This window comes from Rahnella perminowiae, assembly GCF_019049695.1.
GTDB classification, from domain to species: Bacteria; Pseudomonadota; Gammaproteobacteria; order Enterobacterales; family Enterobacteriaceae; genus Rahnella; species Rahnella perminowiae.
In genome coordinates this window covers 62,956-77,309 of sequence record NZ_JAFMOT010000175.1, presented here as the reverse complement: position 1 = coordinate 77,309, position 14,354 = coordinate 62,956, and the positions used below count along the sequence as shown (strand labels likewise).

Here is a 14,354-nt window from a genome sequence, read left to right as displayed (position 1 = left end):
AGTTCTACCTTCAAGGGGAACCGGCCCTACTGGCTCGATGTGATCCGGCACAGATGCTTCGTGCCGGAAGTGTACCTGTTGCGCTGATTTTCAGTGGCATTATTTAACGTGATTCGCCTGGTATATGCGTGGCGGATCTATTTCCCTCCTGATATGAAGAGAATAAATTATGGTTAATTCAGTTCACGCAGAAAATGAACAACGTTATTTCGATGAATTAAAAATTCAGCGGTTACTTGCTTCCTACGTCCACAACCTGGATGACGGAAAGTTTGCAGAGAATGCCGAGTTATTTAAACATGCTGAATTTATTGTTCTCAGTGATACGGCACATGGTAGTGAAGAGGTCGAGCAGTTTTTTAACCGCGGCGTTCAGCGCCATAAGGACGGAACTCCCCGTACGTGGCATAACGTTTCTAATGTGCTGGTAGATGTATCGCCATCCGGTAGTTCAGCCACTTGCGTCAGCTATTTCACTGTGCATCAGGAACTGGAGGGGTTTCCTTTGCAGCCTATATGTACAGGGCGGTATTACGACAGTTTTGAAAAACATGACGGTCAGTGGCGTTTTACGTCGCGCAACGTTGTTCCCCGGCTGATGGGCGAACTTCAGTTTCACGTAGGCACGCCCATCGACAGTTCACAGACTGAGGGGGTGTAGTAAAGATGAAAAAGACCGCGCTTGTTACCGGGAGCAATAAAGGGATTGGCTTTGCTATAGTCAGAGGCCTTGCAAGAACGGGTATGTCAGTCTGGATGGGTGCGCGCGATCGCAGTCGTGGTGAAGAAGCAGTTGCCATCCTGCGCCAGGAAGGTCTTGACGTCAGGCTACTGGAACTGGATGTTGCAGATGAAGCGAGCGTGCAGAACGCGGCTGCAGTACTTGCGCATGAACTGGGTTCTCTCGACGTTCTTGTTAATAATGCGGGCATTCTCAGTGACACCATCACACCTCCGAGCCAGGTTAGTATTAAAGACATGAAAGCGGTTTATGAAGTCAATCTCTTCGGCCCGGTACGCGTGACGCAGGCCTTTCTGTCCCTGCTCAAAGCTTCTGGAGAGGCCCGGATCGTAATGATGAGCAGCGGCGTGGGTTCTCTGACGCTGATTACCGATCCAACTTCGATATATTCAAGCGTTAATCTCCTTGATTATACCTCTTCGAAGGTCGCCCTGAATGCCGTTACGGTTTCATTCGCAAAGGAACTTGAACCCTTTGGGATCAAAGTGAACGCTGTTGAACCCGGCCATGTACGAACCGATTTAAATGCCAACACCGGCTTTCTGACACCGGATGAAGGGGCTGCAACGGCAATAAAAATGGCGTTAACGGGACCGGACGGACCTACAGGTGGTTTCTTCGGCAGTCACGGACGCCAGCCCTGGTAACAGGGGATGTCCGTTCGCCTGATACAATAACCGGGATGTCGGGAAAACAGACAAGCTACTGACTAAGCCGACAAACTGTCAGCCCGACGTCCCATCATTATCTACTGCGGTACGCAGTGGATTTGACTTTTTATACCAGTCAGTCATCAGTGCCAGAACGGCAAGCCATATCGGAACATAAATAATGTAGTGATGTAATGCGGGACCCCGGTCAGCTCATTGCTGCCCGGGGCAGCTTATTAACAGAGTCAGGAGAGCTGGAGCCATGTACCCGGAATACTCAGCGCAAACTCACTACCAAAAACGATCGCCGGCGTCTGAAAGCCGGGGAAACTGTCACCGTTCAGAACTCGTCTGGCAGCTTCTGTGGCCGCAAGCGGCGTATAGGAATATCCGTTAACCGTCCCGATCACAGCCCGGTGGGTCTTCCCGTCAGCCCCGGTAACTTCAGCAACTGCGCGTGCGCGATTTGCATCGCGTTCATCCTGCCCGGGCCCTTCAGGAAGCATGGACAAATCCCCCTGCGGAAAGGCATCCCCTGTGACATGCACAAACATCTCAATATCCGGAATACCGGTTGAATGCCATGCTGTTACCAGATCGCCAAAGGAAAGCGGCGCACAGGCAACGGGACCGTCGCCAAAATCAAACCAGCCGGGCTGTGCATCCTCTTTCGTCATCAGAATACCGTTAACACGTACCAGCAGGCCGGCTGCGATTATTTCGCCTGCGCTGACGGCAGACCCCCGGGACATCGTTCCGGCCACCTGTAATGCTATACGCAACCGTCGTGATTCCGGTACATGTCGTGCAAGGCGAACGGCCAGGCAGTCGGTAGGCACCACGTCCCAGCCCACGCCCGGCAATAGCATACTCCCGGCCCGCGCCGCTCTTTCTCCCAGTGACTCAGCCAGCCGGTAAACGTTAATTTCCGCTGTGATATCAAGGTAATGAATACCCTGGTCTATACAGGCTTTCATCAGTGGTTCTGCCGTAGCAGCAAACGGCCCGGCGCAGTTCAGCACAGCGCCGATGCCTGCCAGCTGCAGCGCGGTTTCAGCAGCGTCCTCCAGGCCGAATACCCGCATACTGACGTCAAGTTCACAGGCAAGTGCGGCCAGCCGCTGCCTGTTTCTGCCGGCAATAATAATATTCAGGCCGGCACTTTTAGCCTGCGCGGCGGTCATGCGTCCCGTGTAACCGGTGGCGCCATAAATCAGTAATGTTTTCATGGTTGAGGGTGCTGCCATTCTTTATAAACAAATTCCAAGCTGTAGCCATCGGGGTCGAAAACGCCAGCGGCGTAGTAACGGGGATCGTAGTGAAGCCGGACACCGGGTGCACCATTGTCAGACGCGCCGGCACGCATGGCTGAAGCATAGGCTTCATTCACCATTGTCTGATTTCGCGCGACAAACCCGACATGTACAGCAGCTGGTGCAACAGTTCCTTCGCGTAGCCAGAAAAAGATCCGGCCCTCAGCACCGAACCCTTTCAAATCCGGGTGGCCGGGCGGCCCCTCTTTTCCGTCATAATCATGACGAACCGTGATGCCGAGAGGGGCAAGCGCTTCCGTATAGAAACGGACAGAACGGTCTGTATCGCTGACCGTTAAAAACAGATGATCGAGCATAAAACCTCCGGAAGGATTCAGATTTGGTAGCCGCCGGCGACCTCGATGGATTGTGCGTTGATCCAGACGCTGTCATCAGAGACCAGGCCTGCGATAACCCGGCCGACATCATCCGGCTCCCCCACGCGTTCCAGCGCGGTCTGTGAGGCGAGTAGCGCCTCAATTTCATCATTCAGCCCTCCGCCAAGCGACGTACGGATTGCACCCGGAGAGACTGCGTTTGCCCGGATGCGCCGCGGCCCGAACTCTTTGGCCATATAGCGGGTCAGTACTTCAAGGCCGCCTTTAAAGGCAGCGTAGGGCGCAACACCTGCCGTAGCCACGCGCGTGGTGGCGCTGGTAACGTTGATGATGTGTCCTCCATCACAAATCAGAGGCAGCAGCTTTTGGGTCAGGAAAAAAGGGCCCTTCAGGTGTACGGCAAAAAGAGTGTCGAACTCACTCTCCGTCACCGTTTCAATCGGGTTGAAGAGCCCAAACCCGGCGTTGTTTACCAGCACGTCAATCTGCTCACGTTCCCAGGTGACACTGACTATGTCCAGTAAGGCGTCGCGGAAAGTGCCGAAGGTTTCGGTACGAGCCACATCCAGATGCAGCGCAACGGCACGACCGCCTGACGCTTCAATTTCCTTCACAACCCTCAGGGCAGCTTCAGGGTGGCGTTTATAAGTCACAATAACTCCCATCCCTTTAGCCGCGCACTGCTGCGCCACGCTGGCGCCGATCCCGCCACTGCCGCCGGTAATCAGTACAATTTTCATGATTTCATCCTTTCTTCCTGCGATATGAAAAAGGATAAAGTACCCCGGAGCGGTCAGCCTCTGCGTTCCTGCTCGATTCTTGCCTTTTTCTGCTTTATGCTCGCTTTATTCACCCTACTGAGGAGGCCGACTTTGACACTGGAACCCCTGCTTGACGAGCTGCGTCTCCTGGCCGCTCATGCCCGAAACTGGCGAACCGAAACCGGTATCCCCCGTGTGGCAATGGTGCAAGGTGACGTTCCCCCACATGCGCTGGCTGCGGTTTATGAGCCGATGGTTAATCTCATACTGCGTGGCAGTAAATCCATGACGGTGGGAGACCGGGTGTTTAATTACAATCCTGCTTCTTACTTTGTCATGTCAGTAGACCTGCCAGCCGTAGGCGCAGTCCACCCTGAGGCCACCGGTGAGCCGTATCTCGCGGTCAGCCTGACCCTGACGCCCGAACGGATTGCGACGCTGCTGGCTGATTTACCTCCCGTGAAGGCCGATTCACAGTCGGGTGCTTTTTCCGTGGCTGCCGTCACGCCCGAACTGCTGGATGCCTGGGTGAGAATGCTTCGCCTGATGAACACGCCTGAAGATATCCCCGCTCTCGGGCCGGTGTATGAACGTGAGATTCTTTATCATGTTCTGAAAGGCCCACACGGCTGGATGCTGAGGGATATTGCTTCACCGGGAACTATGCTGGCGCGAATTGGTAATGCGATACGCTGGATAAGACATAATTTTGCTGATGAATTTGTGGTCGAATCACTGGCCGGACAGGAAGCTATGAGCGTATCGGCCTTTCATCGTCATTTTAAGGCCGTGACAAACATGAGCCCGGTTCAGTATCAGAAGCGCGTCCGCCTTCTTAATGCCAGAACTCGGCTGCTGGTGCGGCAGCAAAGCGTCACGTCTGTTGCCATGGAGGTGGGTTATCGCAGCGTGCCCCAGTTTAATCGTGAGTACGCCCGTTTCTTTGGCCGCTCTCCTTTAAAAGATGCTGCAAGCCTCCGGAACAAGGATGAAAATGCAGAAAGCGCTCTGAATCACCATGATTAATGCGACAGTACATTTGCTGCCAGTCACTGAATAACTCATCTTTCGATGTTTTATTCAGTGACTGGCAGCCAGGCAAACCCAACAGGCAGTAACTCAGACGTGGTTCATTTTCGTAAAGTCACGACCGGCAGTATTACTCATCATTTCTGACAGACGGCTTCGATGTTATTACCGTCAGGATCCAGGACATAAGCCGCGTAATATTGAGAGTGGTAATGGTTGCGAATTCCCGGTGCGCCATTGTCTTCACCCCCCGCCTGTAGAGCGGCACGCCAGAATGCGTCGACTGAAGCCCGTTCACTGGCAGCAAAAGCCAGATGTGTTGAAGCCCCTGCTATGTCTTTATCATGAAGCCAGATCCTCGGATATCCCTCCGGGCCCAGCCCGTACCGGGCACCGCCTGTTAAAGTCCGCTCCGGAGGCACAGAAATAATCAGCCTGAACCCCAGAGGAGCGAGGGCTGCTTCAAAAAATTTAAGCGATACCTGCGCATTTTTTACTGCAATTTCAACATGGTCGATAACAGACATGACTTTTATCTCCGGGTTAAACATTAATTGGCGTCACGAGTGCGCTGAATGCCTGACCGGCCATCTGAGCCACGGCAGTTAACCTGGCTTTTGACAGTCCCGTTACTGCGGCTGCGGAAAAGCCCCGCAGCGTTGTCACGACAAAATCAGAAAGCTCGCGGTCCCGTGAAGGTTCACACTGCCGGATATAACTTCTGATGAACTGAATCCCAGCCTCACCATAGCGACTTGCCAGCTCACGGGCCTGCGGATCGTCGGCACGCATACCTTCAGCCACAAGACAACCTCGCTGCGCCGGAGAGCGGACATATAGCCGCGCAGCAGTCATAAAGAGATCTGAAACTGCCTCATCCAGCGGCCTGCCCTGTGTCAAAATTTTGTCAGCCGGAAGATTTCCCTCTGCTACGTACAGATTCAGACAGCGTTCAAACAGCCCTGATTTACTACCGTAAGCGGCGTAAAGGCTGGGAGGGTTTATATTGAGCTTCTTTGTCAGTTCCGTAATACCTACAGCATCATAACCACGCTGATGAAACAGCGCTTTAGCCGTCTGCACGCCGGACGCCCTGTCAAATATCCGCCTGGGCGCCTTTTGTTTTTCACTATCGCTCATATGTTTTATCCCTTGCATCACAAATATGTAAGCTATCATCTTAAAGCTTTCTTGTAGTGATCGCTATATTCAGGTGATGACAGCCCGCATGAGTATGTATATAGTGAGCACTACAAACTTAAAAATGGTACATATATGAATCAGTCATTTAAGAGTAAGGTCACCGTTATCACCGGTGGCGGAAGCGGCATTGGTCTGGCTATAGCGAAAAGCATGAGTGATGATGGCGCAGATGTCATTATCACTGGCCGGAATGCAGAAACCCTTCAGGAGGCGGTAAAGGCTCTGGGGAAAAATGTTAAAGGTATTGTTGCTGACGTCAGCAGTAAGGTTAGTCTTGATGCGCTTTATGAACAGGTTAAAGCGGAATTCGGACACATTGATATTCTTGTCGCTAATGCCGGCGGTGGGGTTCATGCCCCGCTTGGTGAAATAACTGAAAAACAAATCAACGACCAGTTTGCCACAAATGTTAAAGGCGTTGTTCTGACTGTTCAGCAGGCGTTGCCCCTGCTTGGAAAGGGTTCAAGCGTGGTTATCATTGGTTCGACGGCTTCAGCAGACCCGGGACCCACCATGAGTATTTATGGTGCGACCAAAGCCGCAGTCAGAAACATGGTGAGAAGCTGGATTACAGAGCTGCGCGGTTCGGGTATACGCATAAATATCGTCAGCCCGGGCCCTGTGAATACAGCGTCGCTCAGAGCCGCATTCGGCGATAATGCCGAAGAAGGGATCGCCTTCCTCACCGCTAAAAGTCCGCTGGGACGTATCGGAGAGCCGGAAGAAATAGCTTCTGTTGTTTCATTCCTGGCCAGTGATGCCTCAAGTTATGTGAATGGTATAGAGCTGTTCGCTGATGGGGGCGCCTCTCAGAGCTGAAAGAGGGCGGTAAGTTCATTTTACACAAAAGCACTTCGGCCCACCGTTTGCGTTGGTGCGGAGCGCAGATGTCCGCTTCTGGCACAGAGCAGCCCAAAAGGATTTTATTGGGCTGCTATGAGCGATAAGCTCTTGTGCTAAATGACGCTTTCTAAGGAGCATGCAAAATATGTTCGACCATTCTACCCACCCCGAAGTCGCCGAATGGTTTGCAAGGTTCGGTGTTGCCGAGGTGTCATATAGCGGGTGTTCCGTCGACCTAACCAACGAACCGCCTGAGCACTGGTTTTACAAGCGCAACAACTTGCGGCCTGAAAGCCTGAAACTGGATTTGCGCATCCCATCTAACGGAAACTGGTTGGTCGACCTATCGCGTCATGACAAGCTGTTCAACATTCAGTGGCGCCCAAATGATGACTTGCGCATCGAGTCGGAGCAACTGCGCTACCGAAAATTGATCAAATGGCCTCGACTATACAGCCTCATGGATTTTCCCCTGCTGGCTGGGCAACTTGAGCAATGCCTGGATAGGGTCCGCTTGGAAAACGGAAAATATCCTACGTTAAGCCTGTTTTTTAAGCAGGAATGACAGGCAGTTTTGAGTGAACAGCGGACGCTGGGGTTCTTTATAAAAATTCGGTTTGTGTTGTTTTGCATTAGTTTAGAGACGAAAAATATTGCGTCGGTGATTTACCCAGCGCTTTTCTGAACATCGTAATAAATGCGCTGACCGAATCATATCCCAGCGTTCCGGCTACGCGCTGCACGGACTGACCTTCAGCCAGATGGCTCAGGGCAATCATCAAATGCAGTTGCTGACGCCAGCGACCAAAGCTCATTCCTGTCGCCTCTTTTATCAGCCTGGCCAGCGATCGTTCGCTGGTGACCAGATGTGCAGCCCACTGCTTTAACGTTCGCCGATCATCAGGCTCATTAAAAAGTGCCTCCGCCATATTCCGGATTTTAGGATGATCGGATACGGGAAGATGGAGCGCTTCAACCGGCACATCCGGAATATGCTCCAGCAGCACCGCTGCGAGCCTGGCAGTTTTACTGTCAGGAGAATAAGCCTGTCCCTGTTCTGCCAGATACAGAACAAGCTCGCGGACCAGAGAAGTAATCGCCAGGGTACAACAGATTTCCGGCATCGCTGCCGCGCCGGGTTCGATAAACAGAAAGCAGGTATCTGCATTCTTCGTGACCCGGCAACTGTGGGGGATTTCACCCGGAACCCAGACAGCATGTCCGGGTGGAACAAGCCACAGCGCATCCTCAACCTCACAGCTCACTGCACCGCGCAAAGAGATAATAAGTTGTCCCTTACGGTGAGCGTGCGGACTCTGACCTGCATACTCGCCTGACGATGATACATGCAGCGCGATAGCAGCCTGACTGAAAGCATCGGAATTAAACTCATCCGGTGAGGTCACCGGTTTTTTATTAAGTGGCATGATTTAGTTATATGTTGTCAGGTTATCTATATTCTGTAACTCATGCGTCCTTTAAAGTCTTTCTTTTTACCAGAGAAAGCAAAATTTATGTCCCACACTACGAACAAGTGGTCTTCAATCATACTTGTGACCGGCATCCTTTTTATAGCTATCAACCTGCGTGTTCCTTTTACCGCTATCGCACCCGTTTTAGAGTCTATTCGCCATGATTTTGGGCTAAGTATTACTGCCGTTGGGTTGCTTAACTCGCTGCCTTTACTGGCATTTGCCGCCTTTTCACCGCTGAGCGCATCCATCTCACACAAGTACGGTCTTGAACGCACCCTTTTTGGTGCCCTGGCCGTGATTTCAGCGGGCATCCTGCTTCGCTCCACAGGCAGTGTCTGGGCGCTTTATGGCGGAACCATATTGATAGGTATCGGGATTGCCCTCGGCAATGTCCTGTTGCCTGGCCTTATCAAACGCGACTTTTCTGGCAACGTGGCTTCCGTGACGGGGGCATATTCCATCACCATGGGCGCGGCTGGTGCTATTGGTTCAGCCGTTGTCATTCCTCTGACGCAGAACTGGGGCTGGAACATCGCGTTAGCCATGTTGGTTATTGCACCGCTGCTTGCGTTGCTTTTATGGTTGCCCCAGTTAAAGATGAAGCATCAGTTGCCAGCAGCGGGTGAGAAAACAACGGCGACCGTCGCGGTCTGGCGCTCGCCTCTGGCATGGCAGGTCACCTTGTTTATGGGCCTGAATGCGATGCCGTTTTATGTTGCTGTCGGCTGGCTGCCCGCCATTCTAACGGACAGTGGACTCTCCTCAGCCCAGGCCGGTGAAGTACACGGCATTCTTCAGCTGACCACCGCCATTCCCGGCCTGATTCTGGCCGCCACGCTGCGTCGCCTCAACGATCAGAAAGCAGCCGCTGCCGGCGTCAGCCTGTTAACCGCTGCGTCCTTTATCGGCATCATGTACCTGCCGAATCTGGCGATGCTGTGGGCTGCTCTTCTCGGCTTCAGCTCGGGTGCCAGTATGATGCTGGGCCTGACCTTCATCGGACTTCGTACCAAAAATGCCGGTGACGCCGCCGCGCTGTCAGGCATGGCGCAGAGCGTCGGTTATCTGATGGCGGCGATGGGTCCGCTGCTGCTGGGCAAAGTACAGGAGTTGTCCGGAGGCTGGACATTGCCATTACTGATGACCGCAGCAATCGCGGTCGCAGGTGCCTGCACCGGAATGGCTGCCGGACGAAATGCGCATCTGGAACCTGTACAGCAGACGGGCTGAATTGGCTGGCACCACAGGGGAACGATCGGTTCCTCTGCTGTGGATGCTGTCCATTATCGTTCTGAAGCGTACTCTTGCTCTCAAGACCATCTCTTACCGGGAAGGCCGTTTCTCACCTGCGACATCGTTGAAAAGTTCGCCGACCCAGTCAGCAAAAGCACGCACGGCGGGAGAGAGAAAACGCTGATGCGGATAGAGCATCGTCACCGGCACGGAAGGTGGCTGCCAGTCCGCCAGAACCTCGACCAGTTTGCCTTGCCGCAGATTCTCCGAAATCACATTCTCAGCAAGCTGCGCCAGCCCAAAACCCTCAAGACAGAGTCTGATATAGAGTCCCGTTTCGTTAACGGCTGCGTCCCCTTCTACCGGAACGGAAAGCATCTCAGTGCCACGCGTAAAACGCAGTTCATTGGTCCGTCTTCCCGAACCGGAAAAGTAATGGATTGCCCTATGCTGCGACAACGCTTCAGGCGTCTCAGGGATACCGTACTCCCTGAGATAGTCCGGCGAGGCACAGGTCACCCAGCGAAACCGGCCAAGGGGACGGGCAACCAGCGTGGAGTCGGTTAATTCCCCGGTTCTGATGACGCAATCCACACCTTCCTGAACAAGATCAACCTGCCGGTCGCTGACGCCAATCATCAGATAAATATCCGGATAGAGCCGGTAAAAATCTTTCAGATTCGGCATGACGATAAAATGGGCGATCCCACCGGGCATATCTATCCGCAGTCGCCCCTGGGGCCGTCTGACGGAATCGATCAGGCTGGATTCCGTGTGTTCAATCAGTGAAAGGATTTCCCGGCACTGCGCAAGATACTGCAGGCCTTCAGGAGTGAGTCTGACCCGCCTCGTCGTCCGGTTAAGCAGACGCACCTGCAGGTATCTCTCCAGATTTTTAATCGTGCTGGTGACGGTGGAAGCTGGCAGTGACAGTGTCTCTGCCGCGCGCACAAAGCTTCCGGCTTCAGCAACTCTTATAAAGACCTGCATAGCCTGAATCCGATCCATCGTCCTGCTCCTGGGTAAAAGTGAGTCTGATTATTCGCGAATTATGAATTATGAAAACGTTTTAAGCATCTTTTTTAGGCTAATGACGTGGCGTATCGTTTCCCCATTAATCAGGAAAGAGGCAGGTTTAATGACCGACTACATCCGAAATATTGTTAACAATCAGAATGTCACTTCACGGGCTACGTTGATTCGTGGCGCGACGATACTGAGCATGGACGGGAACGTCGGTAACATTGAGCGCGGCGATATTCTCATCAACGGCTCAACGATTACCGCCGTGGGCCAGAACCTTGATGTGCAGGGTGCGCATGTCATTGATGCCACCAACATGATCGCCATGCCGGGAATGGTCGATTCTCATCGTCACGCATGGGAAGGACAGCTGCGCCGCATTAACCCAAACGCCACCTGCCTGGACGACTACAGCAACGCCACGCACTTCTCCTTCGCTAAATATTACCGTCCTGCCGATATCTATGTTGGCAACCTGCTGACGGCGCTGGGCGCTATTGACGCGGGCATCACCATGATGATCGATAACTCGCACAACAGCCGAACCGCAGCGCATTCCGATGCCGCCGTGGAGGCCCTGCTTGATACCGGCATTCGTGCCATTCATGCTTCCGGCGCACCGGTAGCTGGCGAATGGGATAAAGCCCACTGGCCGGGAAACTGGCAGCGTCTGCAGGATAAGTATTTCACCGACAACCCTGAAAGCCTGGTCTCTCTCGCCGTCATGGCCCAGCTGGAGCCGGAGTTGTGGGCCGAGGCCCGCAGGCTGGGACTGTCGATTGTCACTGAGTTCTTTGGCGCTGAGATGGGGTCTGAACTTGAGTCGCTGCATCAGCAAGGGCTGCTGGGTCCGGACAATATTTTCAATCACTGCACGGCGCTGCCCGACCGGGGATGGAAAATTCTACGGGAGGCCGGTGTCCGGGTGAATGTCTGCCCGCGCTCAGATTCGCACTATGGCATCGAAAGCGGGATGTTCGCCATTGAGGCCGCGCAGCGTCATGGCATCAACCCTGGCCTGAGCGTAGACAATGAAACGTCGTACAGCACCGATATGTTTATGGAGATGCGCGTCGCCTTTTACCTGCAGCGCGTGATGGGCATGCATCAGCAGCAGTGCTGCGATTCTGAACATGCGCTGAAAACGCTTCCGGCGGCGCAACTCCTTAAAGCCGCGACTCTTGATGGCGCTGCCTGTGCAGGGCTGCAGGACAAAGTGGGCAGCCTGACGCCAGGCAAACAAGCCGACCTGGTGCTGATTAGCGTCAGTGATCTCAATCTTTACCCGTCCGGCAATGCCTTTGGCACGGTGGTTCATGCCGCCGAGCGCAGCAACATCGACACCGTCATGATCGGCGGACGCATCGTTAAACAGAACGGTAAGGTGCTGGGCGTAGACAGCGCGCGACTACGTGCGGCGATTGATGAGTCGCGTGAGCACCTTTTTGCAGCCTCTGGCTACCAGCCTGACATTTTTGCTGACACCTTCCTGCCGCTGGTGCAGGCCGACTGACCAGGGTGAAAAGCATGGGCATGATCTATTACGTAATCGCTTTTGCCGCAGGTCTGGGGATCACCCTGCAGACGACCCTGAACAGCCAGCTGGCAAAGGGACTGGGCGGCGACCCGGTCACTGCGGCGCTGTTTTCATTTACGGCGGGCGCGTTCAGTCTGGGGATTTACGCGCTGCTGCGGGGTGGGTTGATGACATCGCTAGCGGCGATCCCGTCGCAACCCCTCTGGAGTCTGGCGGGCGGAATGATAGGCGCATGTGCCCTGTTCAGCTATGTCGTGCTTGCGCCGAAAATCGGGTTTTCAGCTCTGCTCGGGCTGGCGATTGTCGGACAGTTACTTTCCTCGCAGATGATTGACCATTTTGGCTTGCTGGGCGCTGTGCGGCGTCCGGTTTCGTTACTCAGGCTGGGGGGAATGGTTGTCATGCTGATCGGACTTGCCGTCATGCTTTTCGGCGATCGGCTCTCTGCACGTTTTCTGCAGTAACTGCGTTATCCACTTTTGCCCTCGTGCAGTACGACCTTTTATATCCGGAGGATTATCATGTTTTCAATTGCAGCTGAGGTCAGGAATACGCTCGGAGAGTGCCCGCTGTGGTGTGAAAGAACCCGCAGGCTCTACTGGACTGACATTGAAGCCAGTGAACTGCTCGCCATAGAAGAAGGCAATGATGCTGTGATGCGCTGGTCGCTGCCTGAACGCCTCGGCTCCTTTGCACTGACTGAACAAAGTCACATTCTGCTGATGGGATTCGCGTCAAGGCTGGCTTTCTATGATCTCAACAGCGGGTTAATTACCCCAGTGGCCGCTTCACCGGGAGGCACCGGCACCCGCATAGGTGATGGACGATGTGACCGTGCCGGTAATTTTGTCTTCGGGACGATGGATGACGGTTATCCCGTTAAAGCCATCGGTAAGTTTCATCGACTCAACGCGGCAACGCTGACTGTTGAGATGCTTGCACTGCCCGATGTCGCTATACCGAACAGCATCTGTTTCAGCCCCGATGGCGGCACGCTCTATTACTGTGACTCGATGCAGGGTCGGATAATGTGCTGTGATTACCCCTCGCTGCAGAACCAGCGCGTGTTCGCCGAAAGCGAAGGCAGCGGCGCGCCTGACGGCTCCTGCGTGGATGAGATGGGCTATCTATGGAATGCTGAATGGGGGGGGAACCGTGTTGTCCGTTACCGCCCGGATGGGACCACAGACGTTATTCTGACGTCACCTGGAATCCAGAGCACCTGTCCGACACTCGCCGGTGAGGGTTTTACCCGTCTCTATTGCACCACGGCTACAGTGGGACTCACTGCGCTGTCTGAATATGACGGTGCATTGCTCAAAGCTAAATCTGATCTCAGTCCCGGATTACCTGAAAACCGCTTTGCGGCACACACAGTTTAATGGTTTTGATACTGATAGAAATTTGGCAGTTCTGGCTCAAAGAAAACGTCCGCTTCTGGCACAGGGCTGCTGTTGCAGCCCTGACAACCTTAGACTTCAATCGACTTTAGACTTCAATCGACTCAGAGATCTCTAACGTATCATCGACTTCAATGCCCAGATAACGCACTGTGCTTTCTAGTTTCTTATGACCCAACAGAAGTTGGATCACCCGGAGATTCTTGGTCTTCTTGTATATCAGGTAAGGTTTTGTTCTTCTCATGGAATGTGTGCTGTACAGCGAATCTTCGAGATCAAGCTTTTCTACCCATCCATGAAAAATACGGTTGTATTGCCGGGTTGAAATGTGTTGGCAGGAACCGACCCGAGATTGGAACAAGTAGTCTTTACTGTGCAGATTGCCCCGCTTTATTAGCGCTGCAACTGCTTCTCTTGTCCCTTTGGTTATCTCAAATTGGACGGGGCTACCGGTTTTCTGTTGTAACACCGTTGCTCTGCTCGCAACAGAACTGCCATATGCAACATCTGATACTTTGAGTTTTACCAAATCACAACCCCGAAGTTTACTGTCTAAAGCCATGTTGAACAGGGCTAGATCGCGTGTTTTTCCTTCCAGTTCAAGTCTGATTCGAATCCCCCAGATATGAGATATCTGAAGCGGTCTTTTTTGTCCGATGATACGATTTTTGTTCCACGGTGACGTGTTCATGCCCAAACCTCCTGCAATGTAGGAGATTTAAGTATGATTGTCCCTCATGAGCGAAAAGCAGGCGCTCCGAAAGCAGCAAGACATAACAGCAATCTTGCGCTCATCGTTATTACCGC

Annotated in this window: 17 protein-coding genes; 9 read left to right on the top strand and 8 right to left on the bottom strand. The window is 53.3% G+C overall.

The genetic code is table 11. The features are described from left to right. The first annotated feature begins 169 nt into the window (after positions 1-169). Both J1781_RS12275 and J1781_RS12270 read left to right on the top strand, forming a co-directional pair. Positions 170-661, top strand: a complete 492-nt coding sequence (locus tag J1781_RS12275; RefSeq protein ID WP_217147234.1) for a nuclear transport factor 2 family protein — start codon at positions 170-172, stop codon at positions 659-661. A gap of 5 nt (positions 662-666) precedes the next feature. Continuing rightward, a complete protein-coding gene (locus J1781_RS12270) occupies positions 667-1,389 on the top strand; it encodes an SDR family oxidoreductase (protein ID WP_217147235.1) in 723 nt (240 codons plus the stop codon). Positions 1,390-1,637: 248 nt separating this feature from the next. On the opposite strand, the gene J1781_RS12265 is transcribed toward J1781_RS12270, so the two are convergent. The 3 genes from J1781_RS12265 to J1781_RS12255 are packed head-to-tail and all read right to left on the bottom strand — an operon-like array spanning position 1,638 to position 3,783. After that, on the bottom strand, positions 1,638-2,621 hold the full coding sequence (locus J1781_RS12265; protein WP_217147236.1) for a saccharopine dehydrogenase family protein: 984 nt from the start codon (positions 2,619-2,621) through the stop codon (positions 1,638-1,640). After that, positions 2,618-3,022, bottom strand: coding sequence for a VOC family protein (locus tag J1781_RS12260; RefSeq protein WP_217147237.1), 405 nt, complete (start codon positions 3,020-3,022; stop codon positions 2,618-2,620). Before J1781_RS12260 ends, J1781_RS12265 begins: the two co-directional genes overlap by 4 nt. A gap of 17 nt (positions 3,023-3,039) precedes the next feature. Next, positions 3,040-3,783 carry an SDR family NAD(P)-dependent oxidoreductase gene (locus J1781_RS12255; protein ID WP_217147238.1) on the bottom strand — a complete coding sequence of 248 codons (744 nt, stop codon included), beginning with the start codon at positions 3,781-3,783 and terminating at the stop codon, positions 3,040-3,042. 96 nt (positions 3,784-3,879) lie between these two features. Between J1781_RS12255 and J1781_RS12250 the strand changes: the two genes are divergently transcribed. Further along, positions 3,880-4,830 (top strand): AraC family transcriptional regulator, encoded by a 951-nt coding sequence (locus J1781_RS12250; RefSeq protein ID WP_217147242.1) that lies wholly within the window; start codon positions 3,880-3,882, stop codon positions 4,828-4,830. Between the two features lie 140 nt (positions 4,831-4,970). Here J1781_RS12250 and J1781_RS12245 read toward each other — a convergent pair whose 3' ends face one another. Both J1781_RS12245 and J1781_RS12240 read right to left on the bottom strand, forming a co-directional pair. After that, positions 4,971-5,360: a VOC family protein gene (locus J1781_RS12245; RefSeq protein ID WP_217147239.1), complete on the bottom strand. Its 390-nt coding sequence runs from the start codon at positions 5,358-5,360 to the stop codon at positions 4,971-4,973. 16 nt (positions 5,361-5,376) lie between these two features. Then, a complete protein-coding gene (locus J1781_RS12240; protein WP_217147243.1) occupies positions 5,377-5,991 on the bottom strand; it encodes a TetR/AcrR family transcriptional regulator in 615 nt (204 codons plus the stop codon). Between the two features lie 117 nt (positions 5,992-6,108). Here J1781_RS12240 and J1781_RS12235 point away from each other — a divergent pair, with 117 nt between their 5' ends. Then, complete coding sequence (locus J1781_RS12235; RefSeq protein ID WP_217147240.1) at positions 6,109-6,855, top strand: SDR family NAD(P)-dependent oxidoreductase; 747 nt, start codon at positions 6,109-6,111, stop codon at positions 6,853-6,855. Positions 6,856-7,024: 169 nt separating this feature from the next. Further along, on the top strand, positions 7,025-7,444 hold the full coding sequence (locus J1781_RS12230; RefSeq protein ID WP_217216315.1) for a hypothetical protein: 420 nt from the start codon (positions 7,025-7,027) through the stop codon (positions 7,442-7,444). A gap of 67 nt (positions 7,445-7,511) precedes the next feature. On the opposite strand, the gene J1781_RS12225 is transcribed toward J1781_RS12230, so the two are convergent. Continuing rightward, complete coding sequence (locus J1781_RS12225; protein WP_187510456.1) at positions 7,512-8,306, bottom strand: AraC family transcriptional regulator; 795 nt, start codon at positions 8,304-8,306, stop codon at positions 7,512-7,514. Between the two features lie 87 nt (positions 8,307-8,393). On the opposite strand from J1781_RS12225, the gene J1781_RS12220 reads away from it, so the two are divergent. Beyond that, positions 8,394-9,584, top strand: coding sequence for an MFS transporter (locus tag J1781_RS12220; protein ID WP_119261557.1), 1,191 nt, complete (start codon positions 8,394-8,396; stop codon positions 9,582-9,584). 93 nt (positions 9,585-9,677) lie between these two features. Here the strand turns inward: J1781_RS12220 and J1781_RS12215 are convergent, their stop codons facing one another. After that, on the bottom strand, positions 9,678-10,595 hold the full coding sequence (locus J1781_RS12215) for a LysR family transcriptional regulator (protein ID WP_217233659.1): 918 nt from the start codon (positions 10,593-10,595) through the stop codon (positions 9,678-9,680). Positions 10,596-10,725: 130 nt separating this feature from the next. Between J1781_RS12215 and J1781_RS12210 the strand changes: the two genes are divergently transcribed. From J1781_RS12210 to J1781_RS12200, 3 genes are read left to right on the top strand one after another with little or no spacing between them, the layout of a single operon-like run. Continuing rightward, entirely contained in the window at positions 10,726-12,123 is a 1,398-nt protein-coding gene (locus J1781_RS12210; protein WP_039991723.1) for an amidohydrolase family protein, read from the top strand. A gap of 14 nt (positions 12,124-12,137) precedes the next feature. Further along, a complete protein-coding gene (locus tag J1781_RS12205; RefSeq protein WP_004958554.1) occupies positions 12,138-12,611 on the top strand; it encodes a DMT family transporter in 474 nt (157 codons plus the stop codon). 57 nt (positions 12,612-12,668) lie between these two features. Continuing rightward, positions 12,669-13,529, top strand: coding sequence for an SMP-30/gluconolactonase/LRE family protein (locus J1781_RS12200; RefSeq protein WP_216377396.1), 861 nt, complete (start codon positions 12,669-12,671; stop codon positions 13,527-13,529). 106 nt (positions 13,530-13,635) lie between these two features. On the opposite strand, the gene J1781_RS12195 is transcribed toward J1781_RS12200, so the two are convergent. Then, positions 13,636-14,238 carry a site-specific integrase gene (locus tag J1781_RS12195; RefSeq protein WP_217147027.1) on the bottom strand — a complete coding sequence of 201 codons (603 nt, stop codon included), beginning with the start codon at positions 14,236-14,238 and terminating at the stop codon, positions 13,636-13,638. Positions 14,239-14,354: the final 116 nt, after the last annotated feature.

What these genes read in the sequence shown, in the direction of transcription:
- J1781_RS12230 (WP_217216315.1), top strand. Translation starts at nt 7,025, where the DNA reads ATGTTCGACCATTCTACCCACCCCGAAGTCGCCGAATGGTTTGCAAGG.
- J1781_RS12220 (WP_119261557.1), top strand. Translation starts at nt 8,394, where the DNA reads ATGTCCCACACTACGAACAAGTGGTCTTCAATCATACTTGTGACCGGC.
- J1781_RS12195 (WP_217147027.1), bottom strand. Translation starts at nt 14,238, where the DNA reads ATGAACACGTCACCGTGGAACAAAAATCGTATCATCGGACAAAAAAGA.
- J1781_RS12265 (WP_217147236.1), bottom strand. Translation starts at nt 2,621, where the DNA reads ATGAAAACATTACTGATTTATGGCGCCACCGGTTACACGGGACGCATG.
- J1781_RS12210 (WP_039991723.1), top strand. Translation starts at nt 10,726, where the DNA reads ATGACCGACTACATCCGAAATATTGTTAACAATCAGAATGTCACTTCA.
- J1781_RS12250 (WP_217147242.1), top strand. Translation starts at nt 3,880, where the DNA reads ATGCTCGCTTTATTCACCCTACTGAGGAGGCCGACTTTGACACTGGAA.
- J1781_RS12255 (WP_217147238.1), bottom strand. Translation starts at nt 3,783, where the DNA reads ATGAAAATTGTACTGATTACCGGCGGCAGTGGCGGGATCGGCGCCAGC.
- J1781_RS12245 (WP_217147239.1), bottom strand. Translation starts at nt 5,360, where the DNA reads ATGTCTGTTATCGACCATGTTGAAATTGCAGTAAAAAATGCGCAGGTA.
- J1781_RS12215 (WP_217233659.1), bottom strand. Translation starts at nt 10,595, where the DNA reads ATGGATCGGATTCAGGCTATGCAGGTCTTTATAAGAGTTGCTGAAGCC.
- J1781_RS12205 (WP_004958554.1), top strand. Translation starts at nt 12,138, where the DNA reads ATGGGCATGATCTATTACGTAATCGCTTTTGCCGCAGGTCTGGGGATC.
- J1781_RS12235 (WP_217147240.1), top strand. Translation starts at nt 6,109, where the DNA reads ATGAATCAGTCATTTAAGAGTAAGGTCACCGTTATCACCGGTGGCGGA.
- J1781_RS12275 (WP_217147234.1), top strand. Translation starts at nt 170, where the DNA reads ATGGTTAATTCAGTTCACGCAGAAAATGAACAACGTTATTTCGATGAA.
- J1781_RS12200 (WP_216377396.1), top strand. Translation starts at nt 12,669, where the DNA reads ATGTTTTCAATTGCAGCTGAGGTCAGGAATACGCTCGGAGAGTGCCCG.
- J1781_RS12225 (WP_187510456.1), bottom strand. Translation starts at nt 8,306, where the DNA reads ATGCCACTTAATAAAAAACCGGTGACCTCACCGGATGAGTTTAATTCC.
- J1781_RS12260 (WP_217147237.1), bottom strand. Translation starts at nt 3,022, where the DNA reads ATGCTCGATCATCTGTTTTTAACGGTCAGCGATACAGACCGTTCTGTC.
- J1781_RS12270 (WP_217147235.1), top strand. Translation starts at nt 667, where the DNA reads ATGAAAAAGACCGCGCTTGTTACCGGGAGCAATAAAGGGATTGGCTTT.
- J1781_RS12240 (WP_217147243.1), bottom strand. Translation starts at nt 5,991, where the DNA reads ATGCAAGGGATAAAACATATGAGCGATAGTGAAAAACAAAAGGCGCCC.